This window comes from Bosea sp. OAE506 (assembly GCF_040546595.1).
Classification (GTDB): Bacteria; Pseudomonadota; Alphaproteobacteria; order Rhizobiales; family Beijerinckiaceae; genus Allobosea.
In genome coordinates, this window is the sequence record NZ_JBEPOB010000001.1 from 4,089,675 (window position 1) to 4,115,606 (window position 25,932).

At 68.8% G+C, this 25,932-nt stretch carries 20 protein-coding genes; 11 read left to right on the forward strand and 9 right to left on the reverse strand.

Annotated elements, in window-relative coordinates; translation table 11 throughout:
- Window positions 1–191: 191 nt before the first annotated feature.
- The 5 genes from lepB (at window position 192) to ABIE41_RS19945 (ending at window position 4,135) form a co-directional block, all read left to right on the forward strand.
- Entirely contained in the window at window positions 192–959 is a 768-nt protein-coding gene (lepB, locus tag ABIE41_RS19925; RefSeq protein WP_354192915.1) for a signal peptidase I, read from the forward strand.
- A gap of 13 nt (window positions 960–972) precedes the next feature.
- On the forward strand, window positions 973–1,704 hold the full coding sequence (rnc, locus tag ABIE41_RS19930) for a ribonuclease III (RefSeq protein ID WP_192641981.1): 732 nt from the start codon (window positions 973–975) through the stop codon (window positions 1,702–1,704).
- Window positions 1,697–2,623 (forward strand): GTPase Era, encoded by a 927-nt coding sequence (gene era, locus ABIE41_RS19935; RefSeq protein WP_192641982.1) that lies wholly within the window; start codon window positions 1,697–1,699, stop codon window positions 2,621–2,623. The genes rnc and era overlap by 8 nt, the downstream gene beginning before the upstream one ends.
- Before the next feature lie 153 nt (window positions 2,624–2,776).
- Window positions 2,777–3,361, forward strand: a complete 585-nt coding sequence (gene pyrE / locus ABIE41_RS19940; protein WP_192641983.1) for an orotate phosphoribosyltransferase — start codon at window positions 2,777–2,779, stop codon at window positions 3,359–3,361.
- Window positions 3,362–3,499: 138 nt separating this feature from the next.
- Window positions 3,500–4,135, forward strand: a complete 636-nt coding sequence (locus ABIE41_RS19945) for a LabA-like NYN domain-containing protein (protein ID WP_192641984.1) — start codon at window positions 3,500–3,502, stop codon at window positions 4,133–4,135.
- Window positions 4,136–4,343: 208 nt separating this feature from the next.
- Here ABIE41_RS19945 and smpB read toward each other — a convergent pair whose 3' ends face one another.
- Genes smpB through dapA form a run of 3 tightly spaced genes read right to left on the reverse strand, consistent with a single transcriptional unit; the run spans window position 4,344 to window position 6,407 of the window.
- Window positions 4,344–4,817 carry an SsrA-binding protein SmpB gene (gene smpB / locus ABIE41_RS19950; RefSeq protein WP_192641985.1) on the reverse strand — a complete coding sequence of 158 codons (474 nt, stop codon included), beginning with the start codon at window positions 4,815–4,817 and terminating at the stop codon, window positions 4,344–4,346.
- Complete coding sequence (locus ABIE41_RS19955) at window positions 4,814–5,461, reverse strand: FMN-binding negative transcriptional regulator (RefSeq protein ID WP_192641986.1); 648 nt, start codon at window positions 5,459–5,461, stop codon at window positions 4,814–4,816. The genes smpB and ABIE41_RS19955 overlap by 4 nt, the downstream gene beginning before the upstream one ends.
- A gap of 52 nt (window positions 5,462–5,513) precedes the next feature.
- Window positions 5,514–6,407, reverse strand: a complete 894-nt coding sequence (gene dapA, locus ABIE41_RS19960; protein WP_192641987.1) for a 4-hydroxy-tetrahydrodipicolinate synthase — start codon at window positions 6,405–6,407, stop codon at window positions 5,514–5,516.
- Window positions 6,408–6,575: 168 nt separating this feature from the next.
- On the opposite strand from dapA, the gene ABIE41_RS19965 reads away from it, so the two are divergent.
- Both ABIE41_RS19965 and ABIE41_RS19970 read left to right on the forward strand, forming a co-directional pair.
- Complete coding sequence (locus tag ABIE41_RS19965) at window positions 6,576–8,648, forward strand: lytic transglycosylase domain-containing protein (RefSeq protein WP_192641988.1); 2,073 nt, start codon at window positions 6,576–6,578, stop codon at window positions 8,646–8,648.
- A 138-nt stretch (window positions 8,649–8,786) separates the two neighbouring features.
- Window positions 8,787–9,692 carry an alpha/beta fold hydrolase gene (locus tag ABIE41_RS19970; protein WP_192641989.1) on the forward strand — a complete coding sequence of 302 codons (906 nt, stop codon included), beginning with the start codon at window positions 8,787–8,789 and terminating at the stop codon, window positions 9,690–9,692.
- A 6-nt stretch (window positions 9,693–9,698) separates the two neighbouring features.
- Here the strand turns inward: ABIE41_RS19970 and ABIE41_RS19975 are convergent, their stop codons facing one another.
- The 6 genes from ABIE41_RS19975 to ABIE41_RS20000 form a co-directional block, all read right to left on the reverse strand.
- Complete coding sequence (locus tag ABIE41_RS19975; protein WP_192641990.1) at window positions 9,699–10,358, reverse strand: hypothetical protein; 660 nt, start codon at window positions 10,356–10,358, stop codon at window positions 9,699–9,701.
- A 10-nt stretch (window positions 10,359–10,368) separates the two neighbouring features.
- A complete protein-coding gene (locus tag ABIE41_RS19980) occupies window positions 10,369–12,660 on the reverse strand; it encodes an OmpA family protein (RefSeq protein ID WP_192641991.1) in 2,292 nt (763 codons plus the stop codon).
- A 269-nt stretch (window positions 12,661–12,929) separates the two neighbouring features.
- Complete coding sequence (locus ABIE41_RS19985) at window positions 12,930–14,300, reverse strand: porin (protein WP_192641992.1); 1,371 nt, start codon at window positions 14,298–14,300, stop codon at window positions 12,930–12,932.
- Window positions 14,301–14,799: 499 nt separating this feature from the next.
- Window positions 14,800–19,122, reverse strand: coding sequence for a translocation/assembly module TamB domain-containing protein (locus ABIE41_RS19990; protein WP_192641993.1), 4,323 nt, complete (start codon window positions 19,120–19,122; stop codon window positions 14,800–14,802).
- Window positions 19,123–19,133: 11 nt separating this feature from the next.
- Window positions 19,134–21,146, reverse strand: coding sequence for an autotransporter assembly complex protein TamA (locus ABIE41_RS19995; RefSeq protein WP_192641994.1), 2,013 nt, complete (start codon window positions 21,144–21,146; stop codon window positions 19,134–19,136).
- Window positions 21,147–21,262: 116 nt separating this feature from the next.
- On the reverse strand, window positions 21,263–22,015 hold the full coding sequence (locus ABIE41_RS20000) for a hypothetical protein (protein WP_192641995.1): 753 nt from the start codon (window positions 22,013–22,015) through the stop codon (window positions 21,263–21,265).
- Window positions 22,016–22,198: 183 nt separating this feature from the next.
- On the opposite strand from ABIE41_RS20000, the gene ABIE41_RS20005 reads away from it, so the two are divergent.
- The 4 genes from ABIE41_RS20005 to ABIE41_RS20020 all read left to right on the forward strand — a co-directional run bounded on the left by ABIE41_RS20005 (window position 22,199) and on the right by ABIE41_RS20020 (window position 25,926).
- Window positions 22,199–22,696: a DUF4142 domain-containing protein gene (locus ABIE41_RS20005; RefSeq protein ID WP_192641996.1), complete on the forward strand. Its 498-nt coding sequence runs from the start codon at window positions 22,199–22,201 to the stop codon at window positions 22,694–22,696.
- 85 nt (window positions 22,697–22,781) lie between these two features.
- Complete coding sequence (locus ABIE41_RS20010) at window positions 22,782–23,711, forward strand: LysR family transcriptional regulator (RefSeq protein ID WP_192641997.1); 930 nt, start codon at window positions 22,782–22,784, stop codon at window positions 23,709–23,711.
- 113 nt (window positions 23,712–23,824) lie between these two features.
- Entirely contained in the window at window positions 23,825–24,709 is an 885-nt protein-coding gene (locus ABIE41_RS20015; protein ID WP_192641998.1) for a shikimate dehydrogenase, read from the forward strand.
- An 80-nt stretch (window positions 24,710–24,789) separates the two neighbouring features.
- Window positions 24,790–25,926, forward strand: a complete 1,137-nt coding sequence (locus ABIE41_RS20020; RefSeq protein ID WP_192641999.1) for an ABC transporter substrate-binding protein — start codon at window positions 24,790–24,792, stop codon at window positions 25,924–25,926.
- Window positions 25,927–25,932: the final 6 nt, after the last annotated feature.

Genomic DNA, 25,932 nt, shown 5'->3' on the forward strand with positions numbered 1-25,932 from the left:
CCGGCGCGACGAGGTCTTCCCTAGAACGGCTGGACGGCACATCCATGTCAAAAGACGTGTCGCATGACAAATCGCCCGGCCGGTTTCGCCTAAGCCCCCGCCGCGCCTGCCAAACCCCTCCTTCCCGGCGTTGTCTGCCGGACGACATTCCGCTAGACCGCCCGCTGGACCCCCGTCCCAGGAGCGCCCGCGTGGCCAACGACGTCGATTCGAAGAAGAAGACCGCCAAGGACGAGGGCGGCATCGTCGAGACCATCAAGGTCGTCGTACAGGCCCTTCTGATCGCGCTGGTGATCCGGACGCTGCTGTTCCAGCCCTTCAACATCCCCTCGGGTTCGCTGATCCCGACGCTGCTGATCGGCGACTATCTGTTCGTCTCGAAATACACCTACGGCTACTCGAAGCACTCGATCCCGTTCAGCCCGCCGCTGTTCTCCGGCCGCGTCTGGGCGGCCGAGCCCAAGCGCGGCGACATCGCCGTGTTCAAGCTGCCGACCGACAATTCGACCGACTACATCAAGCGCGTGATCGGCCTGCCCGGCGAGCGCATCCAGATGATCGACGGCATCCTGCACATCAACAACCAGCCGGTGAAGCGTGAGCGCATCGCCGACTTCATCACCACGGACAATTGGGGCCGCAGCGCACCGGCGATCCAGTATCGCGAGACCCTGCCCAACGGCGTCTCGCACCAGATCATCGAACGCGAGGGCGACACCGGCACCTTCGACAACACCCCGGTCTTCGTCGTGCCGCCCGGTCATTTCTTCATGATGGGCGACAACCGCGACAACTCGCTGGATTCGCGCGACCGCAGTGTCGGCTTCGTGCCCTTCGAGAATTTCGTCGGCCGGGCGGAGATCATCTTCTTCTCGATCGAGGACGGCGCCTCCGCCTGGAAGCTGTGGGAATGGCCCTGGACGGTGCGCTGGAACCGCCTGTTCAGCGCGATCAAGTGAACGGAATGGACACGTGAGCAAGGCCGGCGACAACGGGCGCAAGCCGCCCGAGACGGCCCGCCTGCAGGCGACGCTCGGCCATGCCTTCACGGATCAGGGGCTGCTCAACACCGCCCTCACCCATATGAGCGCGGAAGGCCCGCGCCTGCAGAGCTACCAGCGTCTCGAATTCCTCGGCGACCGGGTTCTGGGGCTCTGCATCGCCGACATGCTGTTCGTCCGCTATCCGACTGCGGCCGAGGGCGACATGTCGCGCCGGCTGGCCGATCTCGTGCGCAAGGAAACCTGCGCCGAGGTCGCGATCGCCTGGAATCTCGGCGCCTTCATGCGACTAGGTGAAGGCGAGATCCTCGGCGGCGCGCGCAAGAACAAGGCGATCCTGGCCGATGCCTGCGAGGCGATCATCGGCGCCGTCTTCATCGACGGCGGCTATGAGGCGGCGCGCGGGCTGGTCGAGCGTGCCTTCGGCGAGCGCCTGCTCAAGCCGGTACGGCCGCTGCGGGACGCCAAGACAGCGCTGCAGGAATGGGCCCAGGGCCAGGGCTATCCGACACCGACCTATTCCGAGCGCGGCCGCTCCGGACCCGACCATGCCCCGGTGTTCCGCGTCGCGGCGCGCATTACGGGCCTCGTCGACGCCGAGGCGCAGGGGCCGTCCAAAAGGCTGGCCGAGCAGGCCGCCGCCGAAGCCTTCCTGCGCCGCGAGGGGCTGTGGACTGAAACGATGGAGAGCGACCATGGCTGACGAGACGGGTGGCGCCCCCACCGGACCGACCCGCGCCGGCTTCGTCGCGCTGATCGGCGCGCCCAATGCCGGCAAGTCGACCCTGCTGAACCAGCTCGTCGGCGCCAAGGTCTCGATCGTCTCGCGCAAGGTGCAGACGACGCGCACCCAGGTGCGCGGCATCGCCATGTCGGGTGCGGCGCAGATCATCTTCGTCGACACGCCCGGCATCTTCCAGCCCAAGCGCCGGCTCGACCGCGCGATGGTGACGAGCGCCTGGGGCGGCGCCACCGATGCCGACCTGATCGGCGTGCTGATCGATGTCGAGCGCTTCGACAACGAGGAAAACACGCGCCTGCTCGAAAAGCTCGCCGAGCTGAAGCAGCCGAAGTTCCTGATCCTCAACAAGATCGACATCATCGCCAAGGACAAGCTGCTCGAGATCACCGCCAAGGTGAACGCGCTCGGCTCTTTCGAGACCACCTTCATGATCGCGGCCCTGACCGGCTACGGCGTCAAGGACATCCTGGCCTGGCTGGAGACCCGCCTGCCGCTGGGACCGTGGCTCTATCCGGAAGACCAGATCTCGGATGCGCCGCTGCGCTTCCTCGCCGCCGAGATCACTCGCGAGAAGATCTTCGAGCGGCTGCATGACGAGCTGCCCTATCGCTCCACCGTCGAGACCGAGCAGTGGCAGCAGCGCCCGGACGGCTCGGTGCGGATCGAGCAGACGATCTATGTCGAGCGTGAGGGCCAGCGGAAGATCGTGCTCGGCGAAGGCGGCCAGACGATCAAGGCGATCGGCCAGAAGGCCCGCGTCGAGATCGCGGAAGCCGCCGAAGCGACCGTGCACCTCTTCCTGTTCGTGAAGGTGCGCGAGAACTGGAGCGACGACCCGGCGCGCTATCGCGAGATGGGGCTGGAGTTTCCGAAGGGCTGAGCGGCCTGCAAGCGTGCTCAGCCATCATCCCGAGGAGCCCCGCAGTGGCGTCTCGAAGGATGAGGACTATGAATGAGGGGCTCCTCGCGCCTTGCGTACCAACGTGATCCGACGCAAAGACCCCGCCGACCTTTCACTTCTGGAGCGCCTACCATGACCGACGACGAGGTTCTCGCCGAATTCCGCGAGGCGGGTGCGCTTCTCGAGGGGCATTTCATCCTGTCGTCGGGCCGCCGCAGCGGCGTCTTCCTGCAGAAGATGTTCGTCTTCCAGGATCCGGTGCGCACCGAGCGGCTGTGCAAGGCGCTGGCGGCCAAGATCGAGGCGCGCTTCGGCAAGATCGACTATGTCGTCTCGCCCGCGATCGGCGGCATCGTGCCGGGTTACGAGACGGCCCGGCATCTGGGCGCCAAGGCGGTGTTCGTCGAGCGCGAGGGCGGCAGCTTCAGGCTGCGCCGCGGCTTTACCCTGCCCGCCGGGGCGCGCTGCATCATCATCGAAGACATCATCACCACGGGGCTCTCGCTGCGCGAATGCCGCCACTCGGTGAAGGACGAGCCCGGCACCATCGTCGGCGCTGCCTGCCTGATCGACCGCTCGGCGGGCCGGGCCGAGCTCGGCATGGAGCTGGTCAGCCTGATGGAATACGCCGTGCCCGACTATGCGCCCGACGCGCTGCCGCCGGAGCTGGCCGCCCTTCCCGCCACCAAGCCCGGCAGCCGCGGCCTGAGTGCCTGAGCCCTCCCCGCGCGCCACTGAAGCGCGGTCACTGACGATGATTGATCCGGGCGCGGCATCGGTCGCGCCCGACATGCTTCCACCGCCTTTCATTTTCATTCTGATTTTTCAAAAGCGATTTCAGACGGAGTGTTTTCCATGGCCGCCGACCCGCGCATCGCGCTCTTCATCGATGGCGCCAATCTCTACGCGACGTCGAAGCAACTCGGCTTCGACATGGATTACCGCCGGCTGCTGCGGGAATTCCAGGGCCGCGGCAACCTGATCCGCGCCTTCTATTTCACCACGCTGATCGAGAGCGAGGAGTATTCCTCGATCCGGCCGCTGGTCGACTGGCTCGACTACAACGGCTACCGCGTCATCACCAAGGCGGCCAAGGAGTTCACCGATGCCACTGGGCGCCGGCGGATCAAGGGTAACATGGACATCGAGCTCGCGATCGAGATGCTCGAACTCGCGCCGCATCTCGACCAGATCTACCTGTTCTCGGGCGATGGCGATTTTCGCCCGCTGGTTGAGGCGGTGCAGCGCAAGGGCGTGAAGGTCTCGGTCGTCTCCACGGTCTCGACGAGCCCGCCGATGGTCTCCGACGATCTGCGCCGGCAATGCGACGAGTTCATCGACCTCGCCCAGCTGATGCAGAAGATCGGCCGCGACCCGGCCGAGCGCAACGCCCGCAGCGGAGCTGCGCCGGGCGGCCCGGTGACACCGGGCAATCCCGGGCTGGAGCGGCGCTACGGCATCCGCCAGGGCGACGAGCCCGCCGAGGGCTGAGATGCCCGACCCACCAAAAGCCCCGGCCGGCTGACGCCGCGGGGTTCGGGCTCTACGAAGCGTATCCACTGGGATGCGCGGGACGAGGTGGCGTCGCCGTCGTCATGCTCGGGCTTGACCCGAGCAACTTGTGACCCGGAGGCTCCGGCGCCTTCTTCGGCCGGAGATTCTCGGGTCTGCGCTGCGCTCCGCCCGAGAATGACGGAGCCTACGCACCTGCCTTCATGATGCGGGCCTTGTCGCGGTTCCAGTCGCGGTTCTTCTCGGTCTCGCGCTTGTCGTGCAGCTTCTTGCCGCGTCCGAGACCGAGCTCGACCTTGGCGCGACCCTTGTCGTTGAAATAGACCTTGAGCGGGATCACGGTGTAGCCGTCACGCTGGATCGCGCCCATCAGCTTGTTGATCTGACGGCGGTGCAGCAGCAGCTTCCGCGGCCGCTTGACGTTGTGGTTGAAGCGGTTGGCCTCGAGATATTCGGGGATATGCGCGTTGAACAGGAAGAGCTCGGTGCCCATCGGCCCGGCATAGCTCTCACCGATCGTGGCCTTGCCGCCGCGCAGGGACTTGATCTCGGTGCCCTGCAGCGCGATGCCGGCCTCCAGCGTCTCGGTGATCTCGTAATTGTAGCGCGCCTTGCGGTTGTCAGCCGCGAGCTTGAAGCGCTCCGGATCGGGCTTCTTCATGCCGTGCCTCCCAGCGCATGGGCCTTGACGAGACTCGCCATCGCCTGCGATTCCGATTCAGGGTCGGCCGCCAGGCCATTGAAAACGCCCAGCTTGTCGGCGTCCTGCCGGTTCTGGCTGAGCTTGAACTTGCCGACCAGCGAGGCGATCTCGATCTCGATGCCGACGATGCCACGCATCTGCGCCGCCACAAAAGCCTCCGGCGCGTCGGTGACGTTCCAGGGCTCGTCGCGCGGCGCTTCCTGCTGGCGCGTCAACGAGTCGAGCTGGGCGTGGAGCCAGGCGGGATCTTCGATCGTGCGGGCGGGGCCACGGACCTGGACGGTGACGTAGTTCCAGGTCGGCACGACCTTGCCGTGCTCGCGCTTGGAGGCATACCAGGCCGGCGTGACATAGCGCTCGGTGCCGGTGAAGATCACCAGCGCCTGGGCGCCGGCCGCAATCGCTTTCCATTGCGGGTTGGGGCGGGCGAGATGCGCGCGCAGCACGCCCTGCGTTCCCTCCCCCTCATGCAGCACGAAGGGAACCGGATTGGCGATCAGCCCGTCCTCGCCGGCGCTGACGAGCGTCGCGAGCGGGTGGGCGCGCATGACGGCGAAGAGCGCCTCGCGATCCTCGACCTTGAAATGGCTGGGCTCGTACATCCTCGGTCTCCCTGGCGTCGGCCGGGGGACCGGACGGACGCAGCTTCCCTATTTAGGCATTCAGCAGGCCGGCGAACACCATGGCGTCGCGGATGACCTTGCCGGTCGCAGGCGTCACCGGCAGCAGCGGCAGGCGGACCTCCTCATCGACGCGGCCGAGGAGAGCGAGCCCATGCTTGGCGCCGGCGAGGCCGGGCTCCTTGAAGATCGCATCATGCAGCGGCACGAGGCGGTCCTGCACCTTCAGCGCGCCGGCATAGTCGCCGGCCCGAGCGGCTGTCATCAGGTCGGCGCAGAGGCGCGGCGCGACATTGGCGACGACCGAGATGCAGCCATGGCCACCGGCCGCCATATAGGCCAGCGCTGTCATATCCTCGCCCGAGAGCTGGATGAAATCCGGCCCCATGGCGTGGCGCTGCTGCGAGACGCGGGCGAGATTGGCGGTGGCGTCCTTCACGCCGGCGATGTTCTTCAGCTCGTAGAGCCGCGCCATCGTCTCGACCGACATGTCCACGACCGAGCGCGGCGGGATGTTGTAGATGATGATCGGGATCCCGACCGCATCGTTCACCGCCTTGAAGTGCTGGTACATCCCCTCCTGGGTCGGGCGGTTGTAGTAGGGCGTAACGACGAGCACGGCCTGGGCGCCAGCCTTCTCGGCATGGACGGCGAGGTCGATGGCCTCCGTAGTATTGTTCGAGCCTGCGCCGGCGATGACGGGCACGCGACCCTTCGCCTGGGCGATCACGATCTCGACGACGCGCCGATGCTCGTCATGCGACAGCGTCGGGCTCTCGCCGGTCGTTCCGACCGGGACCAGGCCGGAAGAACCGTTCTCGATCTGCCAGTCGACCAGCGCGCGCAGCGCCTCCTCGTCGATCCGGCCGCCTTTGAACGGCGTCACCAGCGCGGGGAGCGAACCGGTGAAGGCGGGATGCTTGGTCATGGAAGCAGCGTCCTGGAGCGAATGATCGTGACGAGGGCGTCACACATAAACCGTCCCCGGCGGCAGGCAAAGCCGGCCTGCCGTAAAAATAGGCCCTTCCATGGTTAAGTCTTCGTAAACCCGCTTCCCCGAGCATCGTTGGCGACGCACCCGACCGTGGAGCCCGCCATGGCCTCGCCTGTCATCCGCTCGCGGATGATCGCACTTCTGCTGCCCCTCCTGCTGGGCACGCCTTCGCTCGCCGGCGACGACGGCGCCCATGCCGCCCAGCGCGATCCCCTCGGCGCGGTCGATGTCGAGACCACGGCCTCGCTGCCGCCCTACCCGGCCGACGCGCTGCGGGCCTCGGAGGTCGATCTCGACCTGCTCGCCAAAGCCGTCACCGCCTATAAACGCGGAGCGCTCGCGGAGGGAGATGCGCTTGCCGCCTCGGTCGACGAACGCACGGCGCGTGCGCTGCTGGAATGGGTCGCGATCCGCAGCGCCACGAGCGTGCTGCCCTTTGCCCGGATCGACGCCTTCCTGAAGGCCTATCCGAACTACCCGGCGACATCGCTGTTCCGGCGCCGCGCCGAGGAGATGCTGGTCGCGGAGCGGAAGAGCCCGGCCGTCGTGCGGGCCTTCTTCCATGGCCAGAAGCCGGTGAGCCCCGCAGGGCGCGTCGCGCTTGCATTGGCTCTGGCGTCGGAGAGCCGCAATGACGAGGCGAACGCGCTCGTGCGCCAGATCTGGCTGCAGGACCACCTTGGCGCGCCGCTCGAGAAGATCGTGCTGGAGGCGTTCGGCGCTTTCCTGACGGCGGCCGACCACCGCCTGCGGGCTGAGCGCTACATCTTCCGTGGCAACGACGCGGCGGCGCTACGCAATGCGGCGCGGGTCTCGGCCGATTACGGGCTGCTCGCCCGCGCCCGGCTCGCCAGCGGCGATGCCCGCAGAGCGATTGCGCCGTCATTGATCGCAGCCGTTCCGGCTTCGCTGCGCGGCGACGTCTCCTTCGCCTTTCTGCAGGCGCAGCAGGCGCGACGCACCGACAAGCCGCAGGAGGCAGCGAAATGGCTGGCCGGCGTGCCGCGCGATCCCGCTCTGCTCGGCGACGGCGACGCCTGGTGGATCGAGCGCCGCCTGATCTCCCGGAAACTGCTCGACGCCGGCGACGCCGCCACCGCCTATGGCGTCGCCGCCGGCCACGGCGCGGAGGATGCCGCCGAGCGGATCGACGCGGAATGGCATGCCGGATTTATAGCGCTGCGCTTCCGCAACCAGCCGGGGATCGCGCTGGAGCATTTCAGCGAGGCGGCGCGCCATGCCGAAACGCCGATCTCGGTCTCGCGTGCCGCCTATTGGCAGGGCCGCGCCTTCGAGGACATCGGCAAGGCCGAGGAAGCACGAGCGGCCTATGAGCGCGCTGCCGAGCACCCGGTCGCCTATTACGGGCAGTTGGCGCGGGCCCGGCTCGGCCTGCCTGATCTGCCGCTGCGACGCTCGGCAGCGGCGGCGCTGCAGCACCTGCCCGGCCATGCCGGCGTGCGCCTGCTCTACAGGATCGGCGAGCGCGATCTCGCCGCGCAGATGCTGGTCGATCTCGGCCAACGCCTGAACACCGCCCCCGCGTTGGAGGCGGTGGCCGCGATCGCGCAGCGCGAGGGCGATACGCGCGCCCTGCTGGCACTGGGGAAGAGCGCGCTGCAGCGCGGCTTCCCGCTCGACACCGCCGCCTTCCCGACAACCGGCGTGCCGGAATTTCCCGTGCTCGGCGATCCGATGGAGCGCGCCATCGTCCATGCCATCGCCCGGCAGGAGAGCGCCTTCGACCCGACCGCGATGTCGCATGCCGGGGCGCGCGGGCTGATGCAGATGATGCCCGCGACGGCGCGCGAGACGGCGCGGCGGGCCAACCTGCCCTTCGACTGGCCGCGGCTTGGCCGCGACGCGCTCTATTCCGCGCAGATGGGCGCGGCCCATCTGAACGACCTGCTGAAGGAGTGGCGCGGCTCCTACATCCTGACCTTCGCCGCCTACAATGCCGGCTCCGGCAATGTGAAGAAATGGATCGCGGCCTATGGCGACCCGCGCCTGCCGGAGGTCGATGCGGTCGACTGGATCGAGCGCATTCCGTTCTACGAGACGCGCAACTATGTGCAGCGCGTGATGGAGAACCTGCAGGTCTACCGCCAGCGGCTGAACCAGCGCACCGCCTATCTGATCGACCACGACTTGAAGCGCGGCGGGCGGCGGGATTAGGGTCGCCGGGAGATGGCAGGTCTCGCGCAGCCCTCATCCTGAGGAGCCGCAGTACGCGGCGTCTCGAAGGATGTTCCAGCGCGATCTGAAACCATCCTTCGAGACGCGCCTGCCGGCGCTCCTCAGGATGAGGGCTGAGTGTTGACTGCGACCGAAACAAAAACAGGCTTCACCTCGCTCTTCGTCAGCGCCCGCGACGGGCTGCGGCTGCATGCGCGCGATTACGGGCCGCTGGCGTCTGCCGCCCTGCCGGTCGTCTGCCTGCCGGGCTTCGCGCGCACGGCCGCCGATTTCCATGAGTTGGCGCTCGCACTGTCGCAGGACGAGGCCAAGCCGCGGCGCGTGCTGGCGCTGGACTACCGCGGACGCGGCCTCTCGGGCTACGACCGCAACTGGAAGAACTACGACATCCGCGTCGAGCTGGACGATGTGATGCAGGTGCTGGTCGCGGCCGGAATCGAGGCGGCCGTCTTCGTCGGCACCTCGCGCGGCGGTTTGCTGACCATGGCGATGGGCACCGCTCGGCCCGGAGCGATCCGCGGCGTCGTGCTTAACGACATCGGCCCCGTGATCGATGCGCGCGGGCTGCTGCGCATCCGCGGCTATGTCGGCAAGCTGCCGCTGCCACGCAGCTTCGCCGAGGGCGCCGAGATCCTGAAGCGTCTGTCGGACCAGCAGTTCCCGCTCTTCGGCGAGGCGGAGTGGGAGACGATGGCGCGCCGGACCTGGACCGACCGCGACGGGCCGCTGAAGCCCGATTACGACAGCAGTCTGATGAAGGTCCTGGAGGAACTCGACCTCGAGGCGCCGCTGCCGATCCTCTGGCCCTATTTCGACGGGCTCAATGCCGTACCGATGCTGGCGATCCGCGGCGCCAACTCCGACCTGCTGGCGGAGAAGACGCTGGTCGAGATGGGCGAGCGCCATCCCGATTGCGAGACCTTCGTCGCGCCCGGCCAGGGCCATGCGCCGATGCTCGGCACCAAGGACATGGTGCGGCGCATCGGCCGGCTGATCGCCCGGTCGGAGCGCCGGGCAGCCTGAGGCCGCTCACGCCTTCGCCGGCTCGTCCCTGTCGCGCGAGGTCTCGACCAGGCCGGCCCGGGCCCGCTTGGCGAATTCGGTGTCGCCGCCGGCGGCCAGCGTCTTCGCCTGGCTGACCCAGTCCTCGCGCTCGATCCGGCCCGGGAAGGCGAGATAGCTGCCGACCCATTCGACATTGGCCGACGTCCAGGCGGCGATCTGCTCGAAATGCCAGATGCCGAGCGCCTGCAGCCGGTCCTCGTTCTGGCGGCCGATGCCCTTGATCAGCTTAAGATCGTCGGGCCTCGCCTCCTTCGCCGCAACGAGGCCGGCCGGGCGCTGGCCGGGAATGTCCGCCTCGCCCGCAACGGGCGGCAGCGTGGCGACGGCGGACGGCGCCTCCGCCTCGACCGACGGCCGCGTGCCCGACAGCAGCGCGCCGAGGACGCAGCCCGCGACATAGACGCCGCTGAACAACAGGGCGGTCTCGACCCAAACGGCGGCCGTTCCGTTCAGGAACTGCAGCCAGGTCACTGCGGCGCCGAGCCCCCAGAGCACGGCAACCCAGCCAGCGATCGCTCCACCGAGGCGCAGCGGGCCGCCATCCCGGCCGATCCAGCCCATGACGAGGCCGAGCGCGAAGGCGGCGGCGAGGAACCAGACAAACTGGCTGGCAAGATACAGCATGTCCGCCTCCTTACTTCGCGACCGTGAACTGGACACGCCGGTTCATCGCACGGGCGTCAGGCAGGCCATGGGCCACAAGCGGCCGCTTGGTCCCGAAGCCCTGCGTCTCCAGTCGCGACGGGTCGATGCCGCGGCGGACCAGTTCGTCGCGCACGCGCAGGGCGCGGCGGGCCGACAGGTCGAGATTGTTGAAGACGCCGCGCTCGCCATCACTGTTGGTATGGCCCTCGATGGTGATGCGGGCCGTCGGGCACAGGTTCAGGATGGCCACCGCCTCGCCGACGACGCGCTCGGTCGGCGCATCGAGCGCCACCACCGACGTGCCCTGGGCGAAGAGGACCGTGTTGCGCTTGGTCAGCGCGTCGAGGTCGTTCTGGCAGGTCGCGGGCGGATCGACGACACAACCCGTCTGGCGCAGGCCGATGGCGGCATCGATGCGGAAGCCCGCCGGCAGGCCCGCCGCCGCGCTGGTCTCGATCTCGCGCTGGATCAGGTCGCGGCAAGTCAGCCCCCGCAGGGTGACGAGATCGTCCGCGATCTCGGCGGAGCCAAGGTCAAGCCGCAACAGATTGCCGACCGCCATGACGGCGGCGGCAGCGAAGCCTTCCGGTGCGCCGGGCAGGATCTGGGTCTCGTCGCGCCATCGGCCCTTCAGCGGTGAGGCCTCCACCAGCGCCCGCAACTGCTCGCGGCTCCGGGAATTGGGCAGATAGCCGCTCAGGCCGAGGCCGTTGCGATCCACCGCGAGCGCGAGCCGGTAAGGCCGCGGAACCACGGTCGTGGCCCCCTCCCCGGTGAGCGCAAGACCGGCCGGCAGCGGGCGGCGGCGGAGCAGCGCGTCAAGGTCGGCCCATGCGGTCCCGTCGGCGACCTCGCCGGCCAGGCTGAGCGTCTTTTCTGCCAGCGTCACGCTGCCACGCTTCAACCGTCCGAGCAGATCGAGCGCGAAGCCCGTCGCTTCGCCGTAATCGGCCGCATCGCGCAGATTGCCCTCGAGCGCGAGGCGGTCCGTCACCGGCCTGCCGGCGGCGATGGCGCCTGCACGGGCCAGAAGCGCGTCGCGGCTGGCGGCATCGGGCACCTGCCCCTGGAGGGTCACGCCATCGGCGCCGATTGCGGCGGACCACGCCAGAGCGACCGGCGGAGGAGGCGGAGTGGCCGGAGCGACCGGCGCCTCGACGCGCGGCGCGGGCGCCGGCAGTTCGGAGGGCAGGAAGACCGGCGCGGGAATGTCGGGCAGCGGCGGCATCAGTGTTTCCACCGGCGGCGGGGGGGCCGGCGGACAGGCAATCGTGGCCTGCGCGACGGAATCGGGACCGTCGCCTTGCGCGATCTGGAGGCGCAGCGCCTGGCAGGCCTCATAGGTTTCCGGCCCGTCACCGGACAGGCGATACGCATCGCCCTCAAGCTCGGCACGGCCCTGCCGCAGCCGCGAGAGATCCGCGAAAGCCCGCGCAACGCGCGTCAGGAACGCTGGCGGCTCGCCCGCGGCGGGCTTCGTGCGATCATCGACCGCAACCTGGCCCGGAAAAGCCCGGCGCAGCGCCTCGAGCAGCTGTTCGCGCAAGGCTGGCGGAGCGAAGCCCTCAATCCGGAGCGACCCGTCCGCGAGCTTCTCGACGTTCCAGCGATAGGGCGAGACGGTGGGGGCATCGAGCGTGCAGGCGACCGGCTGGAAACCTTCGCGCGGTCTGGCGAGGGCGGCCTGCAGCGCGACATGGTCGTCCGGCGTCGCCGCCGTGCCCTCGATGCAGAAGCGTGTGTCGTCGAGCGCGACCTTGCCGCTCGCGAGCTTCGGCAGTTCGGCCAGCACGGCAGTCGCCATCTCCGCAAATCCCGGAGGAGCGCCGAAGGCAAGGCTCTGGCGATCCTCGACGCGAAGCCCCGGCAGGGCCTTCTCTGCGGCTGCGACGAGTCCGCGGGCCGTTGCCTCGTCCGGGACGAAGCCACCCAGCGTCAGCACGTCGGCGCGACGGCTGGCCGACCAGCTATAGGGTTTCTGGGCGACGACCTGGGAGAGCCCGCCCAGCGCACGCCGCACACCGAACTCGGCCCTCAGCCGCGCGATGGCACGCGCCGCACCATCCGCGGACAGCGCCTCGCCGCCGATCGTGACGTCGCGTCCGTTGATCTGGGCCGTGATCGGCCGTGCGCCCGGCGCCTCGCCGGCTACAGCGGCGGCCGCTGCGACGGCCCGGCGGCCGACATCGCGCTCGATCGCCTCTCCGAGAAACAGGTTTCCGGCGCCCCAGAGCAGCGCCAGTGGCACCAGCCCCCAAAGCCAACGTCCCGGTTGCGACATGCCCGACCCCCAAGCCCCTTTCGTCCCGGGGCCGGACGCATCGAGGCGACCGTGCCCTGAACGGTGCCGCACCACGCGTCGGGAGGCGCACCGGGCGCTCGCGGCGGAGCGGAGGTCGCGCTGTCCGGCCGAGCGGAGCGTCGACCTCAGGAAGCGGCTTCACCCAGCGCCTGTCAACCTTTCGAAGGGCTTCGGCGCGCCGAGGACATGCAGACATGAAAAAAGCCCCGGGTTTCCCCGGGGCTTCCGACTAGGATCGTGCGAGACGATCAGAAGTCGCGCTGGATGCGCAGACGGCCGGCGATCGTGTCTTCGCTCTTGATCAGGCGAGCAGCGTTCGAACGGGCGCCGAAGTTGTCGACGGCGACGACCGGCTGACGGAGCTGCAGGTTCGAGTAGAGAACCTCAACACCGATATCCAGGCCGGAGACCGGCGACCAGATCAGGTTGGCGGCGGCGATGAACTCCTTGGGGTCCATCGAGCGCTGCAGGCCGACCGTACCCGGCGTGACGTAGCCGAGCTTCAGCTCGGAGTACGAAGCCGAGATCTCCGAACGCAGCGTGGGGGTCCAGAAGTGGCGGAAGGCCGCGACGAGCGAGTAGCCGGTCGAGTTCTTCATGGAACCGGTGACGGTGTTCAGAGCGGTGTCGAACAGAGCCAGGTTGCCGATGCGGCCGAGGCCGAAGGCGCCGACGCCCGAACCCGTGTAGCCGAGGTAGCCCAGCGCGCCGTCGGCGTAAGCCGCCTGCAGGAAGAGCTGGTCGCCGGCGGCGAGCATCGGGAGGTTGATCTTCACGCCGCCCTGGATGGCCCAGGCGAACTCGTCACCCTCGACAGCGCCGAGAGCCGCAGCAGCAGCGCCCTTGCGGTTGCCGATGGCGCCCGACAGCTGAGCGGAGCCCCAGCCCTGATCGACGCGCAGCGAGCCGATGAGGTCCGGATAGTCCTGGCCCTGACGGACGAGGCCAGCGCCAGCGAGCGAGCCGACGCCGAGATCGCGACCACCACCGGTGCCGGTGCCGGAGACGCGGTCTTCGAGCGAGATCGTGGCCGAGAAGCCCGAACCGAAGGTGGCGGTGTAGGCCAACAGGTTCAGACGGGTATCAGCCGTACGGATCGAGAAGAAGTTGAAGTCGGAGGCGTAGAAGTCGAAGAACGACTGAGCGCGACCGGCGGTGATCGGGCCGAACTGCACGAAGGCCAGGTCGACGTTCGAGGTGGCGACGGTCGAAGCAGCCGAGGTGAAGAAGCCGGCAACGTTGCCGCCGACGTTGAAGCCGCCCGAACCGTTGTTGTACATGCCCGAGTTGTTCGTCAGCTCGTAGCGGATGAACGTGCGGAGCGTGCCGTAGGCGGTCGCGGTACGGGCGTCGATGTTCAGACGACCACGAGCGCGGGTGCCGTACGAGTCGGACTCGCCGAAGCGCTCACCGACAACATACTCGGCGCGAACACGGCCGCCGACGCGGAGGCAGGTCTCGGTGCCGGGGATGTAGAAGAAGCCTGCGCCGTAGGCGGAGCAGACGCGAACGTATTCGACCGGAGCGGCCTTCCGCGAGGGAAGGTCGGCGGCCTGAGCCCCGGCGACCGCGGCGAAGCCGGCGGCGGAACCGAGGAGGAGGCTCTTAACGAGCTTCATTGGTAACCTCCAAAAGAGTTTCGAGACCCTCGGGCTTCCGCCGGCTCGTTGGTGAATGGCCCCAGGAGACCCAATCACCGAACCGGCTTGTTCCCGGTCTTTCGCCCGCGTCCCTGACCATTCAGAGGCGAAGACGAAAAACAGCGACCGGGAACGTCCCGACGCAGGACAACCATACGAATGCCGGGGGGCCGATCAACCGCGATCACGTCGCCGAGAGCCGCGGGGGGGTGCTTTGAAATCGGGTGTTGCAGGGAGGCCACGCTTTGACGGTCGAAATTTACCAACCGTTAACCGCACCCGCCCGGCAAGCCCCGATTTGAGCCGTTCCAGCCTGGAATCACCGGAGCCGCCGATCGCCCTGCGGGCGTTTTCGATTCTCCGGAGGGTCGCGGCAGCGGGAGTGAGCCCGGCGACTGCGGCATCCCTACGGGGCGCAGCTTCCGGGGCGTGTCAGGACTGAAGGCGTTACCGCGGTGGGAGACGCTGCGAACCCGCGTCAGTATTCCCACTCGGCACCGACGCCGACGGCCGCACCGCCCTCGGCATTGGTCTCCGCCTGCAGCTTCAGCCGGCGCGTCACATCGATGTTGACGGAGACGCCGCTATCCTCGGGCCGCGCACCGGCCTTCACGCCCACCGAGACGTTGTCGCTGATATAGCGCGAGACGCCTACCGTGGGGCCGCCCGCCCCGACCTGGATGTCGAGATTGTCGACGCCGAGGGATTTGCGCAGCCGCTCGAAGGAATCGTCGCCGCCACCCCCGGCGAACTGCGCGGCCGTCTGGGCCAGCTGCAGCGCCTGGAAGGGCGAGAGCGAACCGGAGGCTCGCGCGAAGAGGAGGCGGGAGAGCACCTCGTCCTGCGGCAGGTCCGGGTTGGAGGTGAAGGCGAAGGCGGGCTGGTCGGCCGGGCCGGTGACGAGCACGCGGGCGGTGACGTCGCCCGCCCGGGTCTCGGCCACGAAATCGAGCTCGGGCAGCGTGCCGCCGGTGAAGGTCAACCGCCCACGGCTGAAGTCGAGGCGCTGGCTCAGCACGGTCAGGCGCCCGCGACGCAGCTCGAAGCCGCCGTCGAGCTGCGGTGACGCCAGGCTGCCGCCGACGCGCAGCTGTCCACCCAATTCTGCATCGATGCCGCGGCCGCGCACGAAGACGCGGCTGGGTGCCGCGATGGTGAGCGCAAGCGCTGCGTCGAAGGCCGGCGCCGGGCGGGCGCCGCGTGCGGCTGGACGGGCCTTGCGCTTCTCCGCCGCAAGGCGCGCAGCGGCGGTGCCGGTCGGGCGGACATGCTTGATTCCATCGACCGGGCGCAGCGTCGCCGGCAGCCGGTCAGGCACCGTGACGTCGAGCGAGAGCACATCGACGCGGCCGCTGACCCGCGGGCGCTGGGCCAGAGGCCCGCCAATCTCGAGGCCGAGATTGGCGACGGCGGTGACGATGCCGCTGGAGACGAGCTGGGCGCGGTTGCCCTGAATGCGGATCTGGCCGGGGAAACCGGCTGCGGGATCGAGCGCGACCCGGCCCGTGGCCGACAGCGTGCCGCCATTGGGCGTGCTGGCGCTGGCACGCTCAATGGTGAGGTTCTCGCCATTGGCGGCGATGCGGGCCTCGATTGCGGTCAGACGGACGCCCTGGAGCACGTCGGTGAAGCTGCCGCCGCTCAGCGTGGCGGCCCCACTGAGGCGCGGGGCGGCGAGAGAACCGGCCGCGCGCATATCGATCGCGACGGCACCGGTGACGCGCTGCCCCTGAGCCCCGATCAGCGGGTTGGCCAGGGCTGCGTCGAGACGACCCTGGGCTGCGAGGTCGAGCACACCCGCCGCATTCAGGGGAGCGGTGCCGCGCAGTGTCAGGCTGGCGCCGCGGCCGGCATCGACCTTCGCGTCGACGGTGACGACCTCGCCCTTCAGGGCGCCGCTGCCTGCGATCTCGATGGGAGGCAGCCCGGCGCGGCGGGTCTCCGGCGTGACCAGCCGGGCGATCCTAAGGCTCCAGGGGCCGGTCGGTGCGCCGGCGGTGCCGCCGATCTTCGCCTGCGCCTCCAGCGTGCCTGCAAGGTCGAGCCCCGGCGCGAAGATGCGGGCCGCGGACAGCGGCACATTGCGGGCGGCGATGTCGAGGTCGAGGGTTTCGCCCGCGCGCCCAGCCACAGTCAGGCGCCCGTTCTCGATCGCCAGCGCAAAGCCGGCGATCTCGACGCCCCCTGCGGGGAAACGGAAACTGGCCGGGTTGGCCAGCGCGATGCGCCGGCTGTCGCGGCGCGCCTCGAAGCGCGAGAGTTCAAGAGCGAGCGGCTCGCCCGGGACGAGGCGGCCGACGCCGTCGAGCGCGAAGCCGCGCGCGCTGGCGGTCAGCGTGAAGGCGCTCGCATCGGGAGCACCCTTCGAATCGAAGCGGATGGCGCTGACCGCCTCGCCGGCCAGGACGGCCCGGTCGATGGCGAGCGCCGCATCGAGCTGAGGGCGGCCATAGACGTCGCGGGCGGCCGCGGTGGCGTCGAGCCGATCGATCGCGAGCGAGGGGCCGGCCAGTTTTGCGCCCCTGGCGGTGAGATCGAGATTCTGCCGCCCTTCGACCACGGCCAGGCGGATATCGGCGTCGAGCTGGCCGCCGAGCTTGGTCAGGGCGAGCGCCGAGAGATCGTCGAGATTGCGCGCCGCTAGCGTGATGCGCCCTTCGGCCCGGCTGGCGGGATCAAGCGTCAGGCCGCCGTTCAGCCGGACAGAGCCGATGGCGATGTCGAGCGCCGAGAGGTTCCAGCCGTCGCCCGGCAGGCGTGCCAACGCCACTGTCCCGGTGGCGGGCCGCGAATCGATCTCTCCGTTGAGGGTCAGGCGGCTGTCGAGCGCGCCCTGCAGATCGCGGATCACGGCATCGAGGGTCAGGCGTGGAATGGGGCGAGTGAGCGCGGTCGCGTCAGCGATGGCAAGCCGGGCGGTCGCGTCGAGCTTTTCGCGCGGGCCGCTTAGACGGGCGGTCACGTCGCCACGGCCCGAGAGCCGCGGATCGGCGCGCCGCAGGTCCGGCAGCGCCAGAGCGATCTGGAGGTCGGAGGATTGCCGGCCGATGCCGCCCTCGGCGGTCACGGTCGCGTGCTGGCCGGCGAAGCGAAGGCCGCTCACGGTGATGTCTTCCGCCAGCGAGCGGACCCGGCCGTCGAGGCTGAACTGGCCGGCGAGCAGGCGGTCGAGCCGGGCGTCGCCGGTGGCGAGCCGCTCCCCTCGCCCGCTCAGCCGGGCGCCGTAATCATTGAGCCGCGGTGTGGCATCGATCTCGGCCACGACCTCGGCCCGGCCGCCGAGAGGGCGCCCGGCGAGTCCGCTGAGGCGGGCGAGATCGGGCAGCACGGCCTGAAGGCGCCCCAGGGTGCGGGCATTGCCGGCCTTGCCCTTGTAGTCGAGGTCCAGCCCTGACATGGCGAGCCGCAGCGTCTCGAAATCGGCAGTGCCATCATCCTGGGCGGTGCCGCGCAGGGTGAAGGTGACGCGCTCGCCGACGGCGCGGGCGAGCGACCGGTCCGCCAGCGCGATGCCCGCGGCCTCGCCATCGGCGGTCAGGGCGATGCGCGTGCCGGGCTGGCCGATCTGGCCGGTCGGCGTGGCGTTGAAGGTCAGGCCGAGGCGCTCGAAGCCTCCGGCAGGAAGGCGGGCCTCGCTCGCGTCGAGTTTCGCGACGATCGTCGGACCCGCCACAGGTCCCTTGATCGTGGCGTCAAACGCAAGCTTGGCGATCTCGGTGCCCGAGGCGACGGTCTTGCCTTCCGCATTAGGGCGGGCGGCGGCGGTGACCCGAAGGTCGAGCATCTTGTCGGCGGTGTAGCGACCGAGCACGTCGAGCCGCGCCAGCGCGGAGACAAGCGCCATGTTACGGATGTCGATTCCGCCGTCATCGGCGAAGCCGACCGAGCCGTCCAGCCGCGTCGAGCCCGCAAAGACCGGCGCGACGGGGGCCGGCATCAGACCCTCGATGCGAGCATCCAGCGCGAGGTTGAGCTTGCGCTCGGCACCGGTGCGGTCGAGCCGCGCATCGCCGCGCGCGCCGATGGTCGGGCCGGCATTGAAGATCAGCGTCGAGCCGAAGGAATCGAGCGGGCCGTCGCCGCCGAGATCCAGCGTGACCGGCGGCTCGCCCGGCAGGCCGGCGACCTTCGAGATCAGCCCGCCAGCGGGCTCGTCGAGCTTGACGTCGAGCTGCAGCCGCGTGGTGTCAGGGACGAAGGCGATGTTGACGTCGAACCGGCCCTGCGCATCGAGGCGGCGCGCCGCCAGCTTCAGGTTGAGCCCTTCACTGGGCGGGCCCAGCGTCGCCGAGCCGGTGGCTCCCAGGGTCGCGGGAACGCCGAGCACGGGTTCGCCCAGCACGAGTTCGTTCAACTGGAAGGCGCGGACGATCACCTTGAGCGGCAGCTCGGGCAGGATTGGCTGGTCGCTCGCCGGCGCGGCGCCGGCCGGCTGGGGCGCCTGCTTGCGCAGGAGTTCGAGCTTGCCGATCTCGAGCCGGTCGACGTCGAGGCGGCGCAGGAGCAACGCGCTGCGCGTCCAGATCAGGCGCACGCGGTCAAGCCGCAGCCAGGGCCCATCGCGGTCCGACAAGACAATGTCGCGGATCTCGACATCCGAGGACAGCGCGCCGTTGACCGCGCCGATCGAGACCTGGCTGGTGTCGCTCGACAGGGCCTTGGAGATCAGGTCGGCGACGACGCCGCGATCGGTCTGGGCGTTCTGGGCGAAGCCGCCGAAGGGCGCGAGGGCGAGGAAGCCGGCCACGACCAGCGCGGCGAGGAGCGCCAGGCGCGGCAGGTTCAGGCGGGAGGGGCTCATGAAGGGGCGCATCAGAAGGACTGCCCGATGCTGACATAGAGCGCGACGGGCTTGTCGCCCTTGCGCGGGTTGAGCGGCGCGGCGACGTCGACACGGATCGGCCCGATGGCGGTGTAGTAGCGAAGGCCGAGACCCGCAGCCATCTGCAGGCGCTGCTTGAAGTCGGGCACGCTGCCCTCAAACGCGGTGCCGGCATCGAAGAAGGGCACGACGCCGATCGTGTCGGTGATCTTGATGCGGGCCTCGACCGAAGCCTCGAACAGGCTGCGCCCGCCGGTCAGCCGGTTGAGCGGCCCCAGCGGCGAGAGCGTGCGATACGCATAGCCGCGCACCGAGCCGCCGCCGCCGGCATAGAAGCGCCGCGTGGCGGGGATGTCGTCGAGATCGGCGCCGGCAATCGAGCCAAGACCGAGGCGGCCGGCCAGCACATAGCGGGCGTCCTCGTCGAGTGCGTAATAGGTGGAGAAGCTGGCCTTGCTCTGGACGATCCCGACGGTCGAGCCGAGGAAGGTCGGATAGGGCGCGACCGAGGCGCTCGCGCGGAAGCCGCGGGTCGCGTCGAGCAGGCTATCCGTCGAATCGTATTTCACCGAGAGCGGGATGCCGACGAGGGTGTAGTCGACCTGGCCGAGGACATCGCTGGTCTGCCCCCTCTCGACCTCGAGCCCCGCCGAGACCGAGAAGGTGTCGCTGAAGCGGCGCTGGATCGCGGTGGTGACGTTGCCGTAGCGGGCGGTGTAGCCGCCGAAACGGTTGGTGCCGACGCGCTGGCGCGTCGCGACGCCGTCGAGCAGCCAGTCATAGCGGCTGCCTCCGAGCGCCGGCTTGAGGAAGCTGAAGGCGAAGCGGCCACCGAGATCGGAGCGCTCGAAATCCTCGAACTTCGTGATCTTGCTGCCGTCGATGCGGGGCGCGAAGAACAGATCGCCCTCCAGCCGCAGCCGCTCGGCCCCGCCGAAGAGGTTGCGGTGTTCCCAATAGGTCCGCACGGCTGGCCCATCGATGGTGGAATAGCGCGCCGAGAAGCCGAGCAGGCGCTTGGGCCGCTCGGTGACCTCGACGAAGATCGGCAGGTTGCCGGCGCCGTCCAGGCTTTCGGACTCGCGGATCCGCACCGAGCCGACGGCGGGGATGGTGCTGATGGATTTGCGCGTGTCGGTCAGCGCCTTGGGCGAATAGCGATCGCCCGGCTCCAGATAGATGAAGGAGCGGATGACCTCGGGCGGAATGTCGCCCGTCTCCTGGACCGAGACCGTGCCGAAGCCGGCCACGGGGCCGGGCTCGACGACATAGGTGACGTCCATGACGCGGGCGGCATGGTCCACCACGGGCCGCAATTCGACGACCTTGGCGAGCGGGCGCGACTGCGCGCGCAGATAATCGACCAGTGCCGCCCGGGCCGCCCGCAGCGAGGCCGAGGTCGCGGGCTCGCCGGGGCTGAGGCGGCTCACCTTGAGCGGATCGGCAATGGCGGGCGCACCGGTGATGCCGCGTTCGTCAACGCCGACATTTCGGAGCGCGAAGACCGGCCCCGGATTGACCGTGGCCGTGATCGGCACCGCCTCGCGGTTGCGATGCGATTCCAGCGCGCGGATCAGCCTCGCATCGGGCTCGGCCCCGACGCGCAGTGGCACGCCGTCGACCATGAGCGCGACCTCGGCGTTGAAATAGCCCTGCGACCAGAGCGCATCGACCAGAGGGGTGAGATCGGCCACCATGCGACGGGCCAGCGTTTCGCCATCGGGGGGTGCGTCCGCGCGAAGCCTGTAGAGCAGCGAGGCATCCTGAAGCGTGCGCGTCAGCGCCTTCGCGTCATCGGCGCCGCCGAGATCGAACTCGAGCCGGTAGGGAAGCGTCGCCTGACTGACAGCCGGCGGCTCGTCCTTCTTCGTGAAAAGGCCAAAGAGGTCCAGCGACGACAGGTCGAATGCCTGCACCGGCGCGGGCCGCAGACCGGCCATCAGGGCGAGCGCACAGGTTCCGCTCAGCGCAACCGCGCTGCCCGCTCTCCGCCAGGACCGCATCTTACCTCCAAGCAACTCCCCCCACGACGCAACGGGACCATCCTACCGATGTTCCTCGCCCGACCATACAGAAAGACATCCGGCGCAAGCAAATGCGCCGGATTTGAGCGATGTGATTAACGAAGCGTTAGCGATACGCCGCCGAGGGGGGCGAGCTTCGTGACGATCTCGCCCTTGCCGGGGGACAGGACGCCGCCGCAGAGGCTGCCCGTGGTAACGATCTGGCCGGCGCGAAGGCCGCCCATCAGTTCGTCCTTGCGGTTGGCCCAAGCCAGGAACGGCGCCATCGGATCGCCGTTTCCGTGCACAGCCGGCTGATCGTAGATCGTGACGCCGTTGAGCGAGATGAAGCAGGTCAGCCCCGCGACCTCGTCCAGCACCTTCATGTCGAGTTCCTGGCCCAGATAGTAGCCGCCATGGCCGAGCGCGTCGGCGAGCCAGAGCGCGAAGGGCACCCCCTGCCAGTTGGCCATCCGGCTCTCGACGATCTCGATGCCGAGATAGGCCTTGTCGCAATGGCCGAGCAGTTCGGCGCGCGAATAGGGCTGATTCGGGCGCATCGGCACGTCCTTGGCCAGCCGCAGCGCGATCTCGATCTCGACGCGCAGCTCGGCGCCGATCGCGCCGTCATAGACGTCGCCGGGAGCGAGCCAGGGGCCGGGCATCAGGCCGGCGACCGGCGTGCCGTCCTCGGCGATGGCGACCTTCCAGCCGGCCTGCGCATGGCCGAGCGTCTTGGCGATGTCGGCCTGGATCGCCAGCCCGTCGAGGAAGGACCCCGGAACCGGCTGCTCGGCCATCTCGATCAGGCTCTTGTCGCGGCGGGTTGCGACCAGCGCAGCGCGCAGGGTCTCGTGAGTGGTCGGCATGGCGTCTCGTCCCTGTCCTCATCGTCCCGGCCTGGCCGGTGTTCGGGGCGCACCCTGCACGAGCGGCGCGCGCGAGGCCACCCCTGCGGCGACGTCGCTGGGAACGCCACTGCCGGGGAACCGCTTCGGCGCGCCCGGGTTGACCTTGCATCCACCCCCTTTCCGGAAAGGCAGTCCGCCGCGATGAAACGGCTTCTCCCGATCATGACCGCGACCCTGCTGTGGTCGCTGAGTGCCACGGCCCAGACCGCGATGCCGCCTCAGGATTTTGTCCACAAGACCGCGGCCTCGACGATGTTCGCCGTCGAATCGGCGACGCTCGCCCTGCACAAGACGATCTCGCCCGAGATCAAGAGCTTCGCCCACCGCCTCGCAAATGACCGCGGCACCACCGGCAGCAGCCTGCGGCAGATCATCGCCAAGCGCTCCGACATCGCGCTGCCGGAGCGCCCGGACGGACACCAGCTCGATGTGCTGCGCGATCTTGCCGCGCTGCAGGGGCCCGACTTCGACCGCGCCTATGTCAGCGCCCAGCGACAGGCGCAGGAGGAGAGCCTCGCCGTGATCGCGGCCTATGCCGAAGGCGGTTCGGACCCCGAGCTCAAGGCCTTCGCCGAGAAGACGCTGCCGACGCTGCAGAAGCTCGATGCCGAGGCGAAGGCCCTGCCCAAGCCGCAATGACCGCCTGCCCTGCCCCGCCTGCTTGACAGTCGGGCGCCGCTCCCCTCCGCTCGGCGTCAAAAGACGCTGAGGGGACGGTACGGCCATGCTCACCTTGCGGCAGATCGAGGTGATCCGCGCCATCATGATCACCGGCACGATCAGCGGCGCGGCGAAGCTGCTCGCAGTGTCGGCGCCCGGCATCAGCCGGCTGATGAAGCACACCGAGAAGACGCTGCGGCTGAAGCTCTTCGAGCGTCGCCACGGGCGCTATGTGCCGACGCCCGAAGCCAACGACATCTTCGAGCAGATCAACGGCGTCTACAAAAAGGTCGACGACCTCCACTACACGCTGGCGCGGATCGAGCGCGGCGGTGGCGTCGAACTGCGGATCGGCTCGGTGCCGAGCATCTGCCATGTGATGGTGCCGCGCGCGATCGAGAAGCTGAAGCGCAAGCACCCCGATCTGCGGCTCGACATCAACATCCTCAAGATCGAGGAAGCGCTCGACTATCTGCTGCTGGGCCGCGGCGAGATCGCGGCGATGAGCTACAAGCTTGACCATCCCGGCATCGATTTCCTGCCGCTGAGCCGGGGCGAACTGCTCTGCATCGTGCCCGAGGGCCATGAACTCGCCGGGCGGCCGGTGATCTCGGCCTCCGAGATCGTCCGCCATCCGCTGATCGGCATCGACCCCAACGACCCCTATGGCCGGGTCATGGCCGAGATCTTCAGCCGCCAGGGACTCGCCTACGACATTGTCATCAAGGCGCGCTTCGGCACCACGGTCTGCTCGCTGGTGCGGGCGGGGCTCGGCATCGCGGTGATCGACCAGTTCACCGTGGCGCATGGCTCGATGCAGGGCATCGCCACGATCCCGATCGCCGAGCCGACGCAGTTCCAGACCTATGTCGCGATCAAGAACGACAAGGCGCCTTCGGTCTATGCCGAGACCTTCGTGACGCTGCTGCGGCAGGAGATGGATGCGGTGGTGAGACCGCGTGCCCCAGAGATCCGCGGCCGGCTGGCAGGATAACATCAGGTTAGGTTATGCGATCAAATTGGTCATCGCGTTAGCGAGGACGATCGGCTTATCTGGTGGTGGCAACGCCTGCTAAGACGATGGGCGAGCCACACAGGGACGAGACGATGCCGGACATTGCCATCGCCAACCGGACGAAGCGCGTGCTGCTGGGCCTGATCGGCACGCCGATCGCCCACTCCGCCGCGCCCGCGATGCATGAGGCTGCCGCGCGCGCCGCCGGTTTCGAGCTGCATTACCATCTGATCGAGGTCGCCGGCGCCGCACGCGCCGATCTCGTCGCCATCCTCGACGGCGTGCGGCGGATGGGCTTTTCGGGCGTCAACGTCACCTATCCCTACAAGGAAGCGGTCGTCCCGCTGCTCGACGCGCTCTCGCCGGAGGCCCGCGCCATGGGGGCCGTCAACACAGTCGTATCTCGCGACGGCGTGCTGACTGGCCACAACACCGACGCGACCGGCTTCGCCACCTCCTATCGCGCACTCGGCCGCGCCGATGGCGACGCCCCCGTCGCGATCATCGGTACGGGCGGGGTGGGCAAGGCGATCGGCTTCGCGCTGGCGGGCTGCGGCGTCAGCCATCTGCGGCTCTATGACAGCGACCGCGCCAAGGTGCAGGCGCTGGCCGACCAGATCGGCGAACTGGCGCGGGTCGAGATCTGCAGCAGCGTCGAGGCGGCGGTGTCGGGTGCGGCGGGCCTCGTCAACGGCACCCCGGTCGGCATGCTGCCGAACCGCGACAGCCCCGTGCCGGCCGATCTTATCCGAAAGTCTCAGTGGGTGGCGGATGCCGTCTATCATCCCCTCTGGACACCGCTGCTCAAAGCCGCGCAGAAGGCGGGCGCCGTGGTGATGACGGGGCGCGAGCTCAGCATCAACCAGGCCGTCGATGCGTTTTCGCTGTTCACGGGGGTGCAGCCCCCGGACGGCGCGATCGCCGACGCTTTCGACCGATCGCTCGCCGCGCAGGAGGCCAGGCACCGCGCAGCCTGAGATCACCCCACTTCAAAGACGGCCCGCGGGCCACCCAAGAAGACCAAAAAAAGCACAACCAGAGCTGGAGGAGACACGCAATGAAGACCCCATGGATCATCGCAGCGGCCGTGACGGCCGGGCTCGCCACGCCTGCGCTGGCGCAGGAGAAGGTGAAGCTCGTCGACGTCGTCGAGCTGTCGGGCGCCGGCGCGACCGCCGGCACCAACTGGAAGAACGGCATCGACCTCGCCGTCGCCGACATCAACGCCAAGGGCGGCATTCTCGGCAAGCAGATCGAGATCGTCCATTACGACACGCAGACTAACCCGGGTAACACCCGCGCCGCCGTGCAGCGCGCCATCGACGAGGGCACCTATGCCGTGCTCGGCCCGGTCTTCTCCGGCCCGATCGGCGCCTCCATGCAGATCGCGCAGCGCGCCGAGATCGCGCAGATCGTCGGCGGCGAGGCGGCCGGCCTGACCAAGCAGGGCAACCAGTACATCTTCCGCACCTCGCTCAGCCAGTCGGCCGCGATGCCGAAGATCGCCAAGTACCTCAAGGACACCGTCAAGGCCGGTTCGGTCGCCGTGGTCTGGGTCAACAACGACTTCGGCAAGGGCGGACGTGACGCGATCATCCCCGAGCTCGAGAAGGTCGGCATCAAGGTTGCGGCCGACGTCTCGACCGAGCAGGGCCAGGCCGATTTCGCCGCCGACGCGATCAAGATCAAGAACGCCAATGCCGACGCCGTCTTCGTCTATCTGAACGAGGAGGAGAGCGCCCGCTTCCTGCGCGCCGCCAAGCAGCAGGGCATCACCAAGCCGATGGTCGGCGAGACGACGCTGCTCGGCGCCAAGGTGATCGAGCTCGCCGGCGACGCCGCCAATGGCGTGCGCGGCCATGTCGGCCTGTCGATCGACGCGCCGATCCCGGCCTTCCAGGAGTTCGGCAAGAAGTTCCAGGCGAAGTACAACTACGCCTCCGACCATAACGGCCTGAAGGGCTACATGGCCGTCTATATGATCAAGTGGGCGACCGAGAAGCAGAAGAAGTTCGACAAGAAGGGCGTCGCCGACACGCTGCGTGGCGCGACGATCAAGACCTCCGAGGAGCCTGGCATCCTGATCGAGACCACGATCGAGGCCAATGGCGACCTCGACCGCGAGAGCTTCCTCGCCGAGGTCCAGAACGGCAAGCAGGTGATCACGGCGACGCTGCCGAAGATCAAGCCGTAAGGTCAC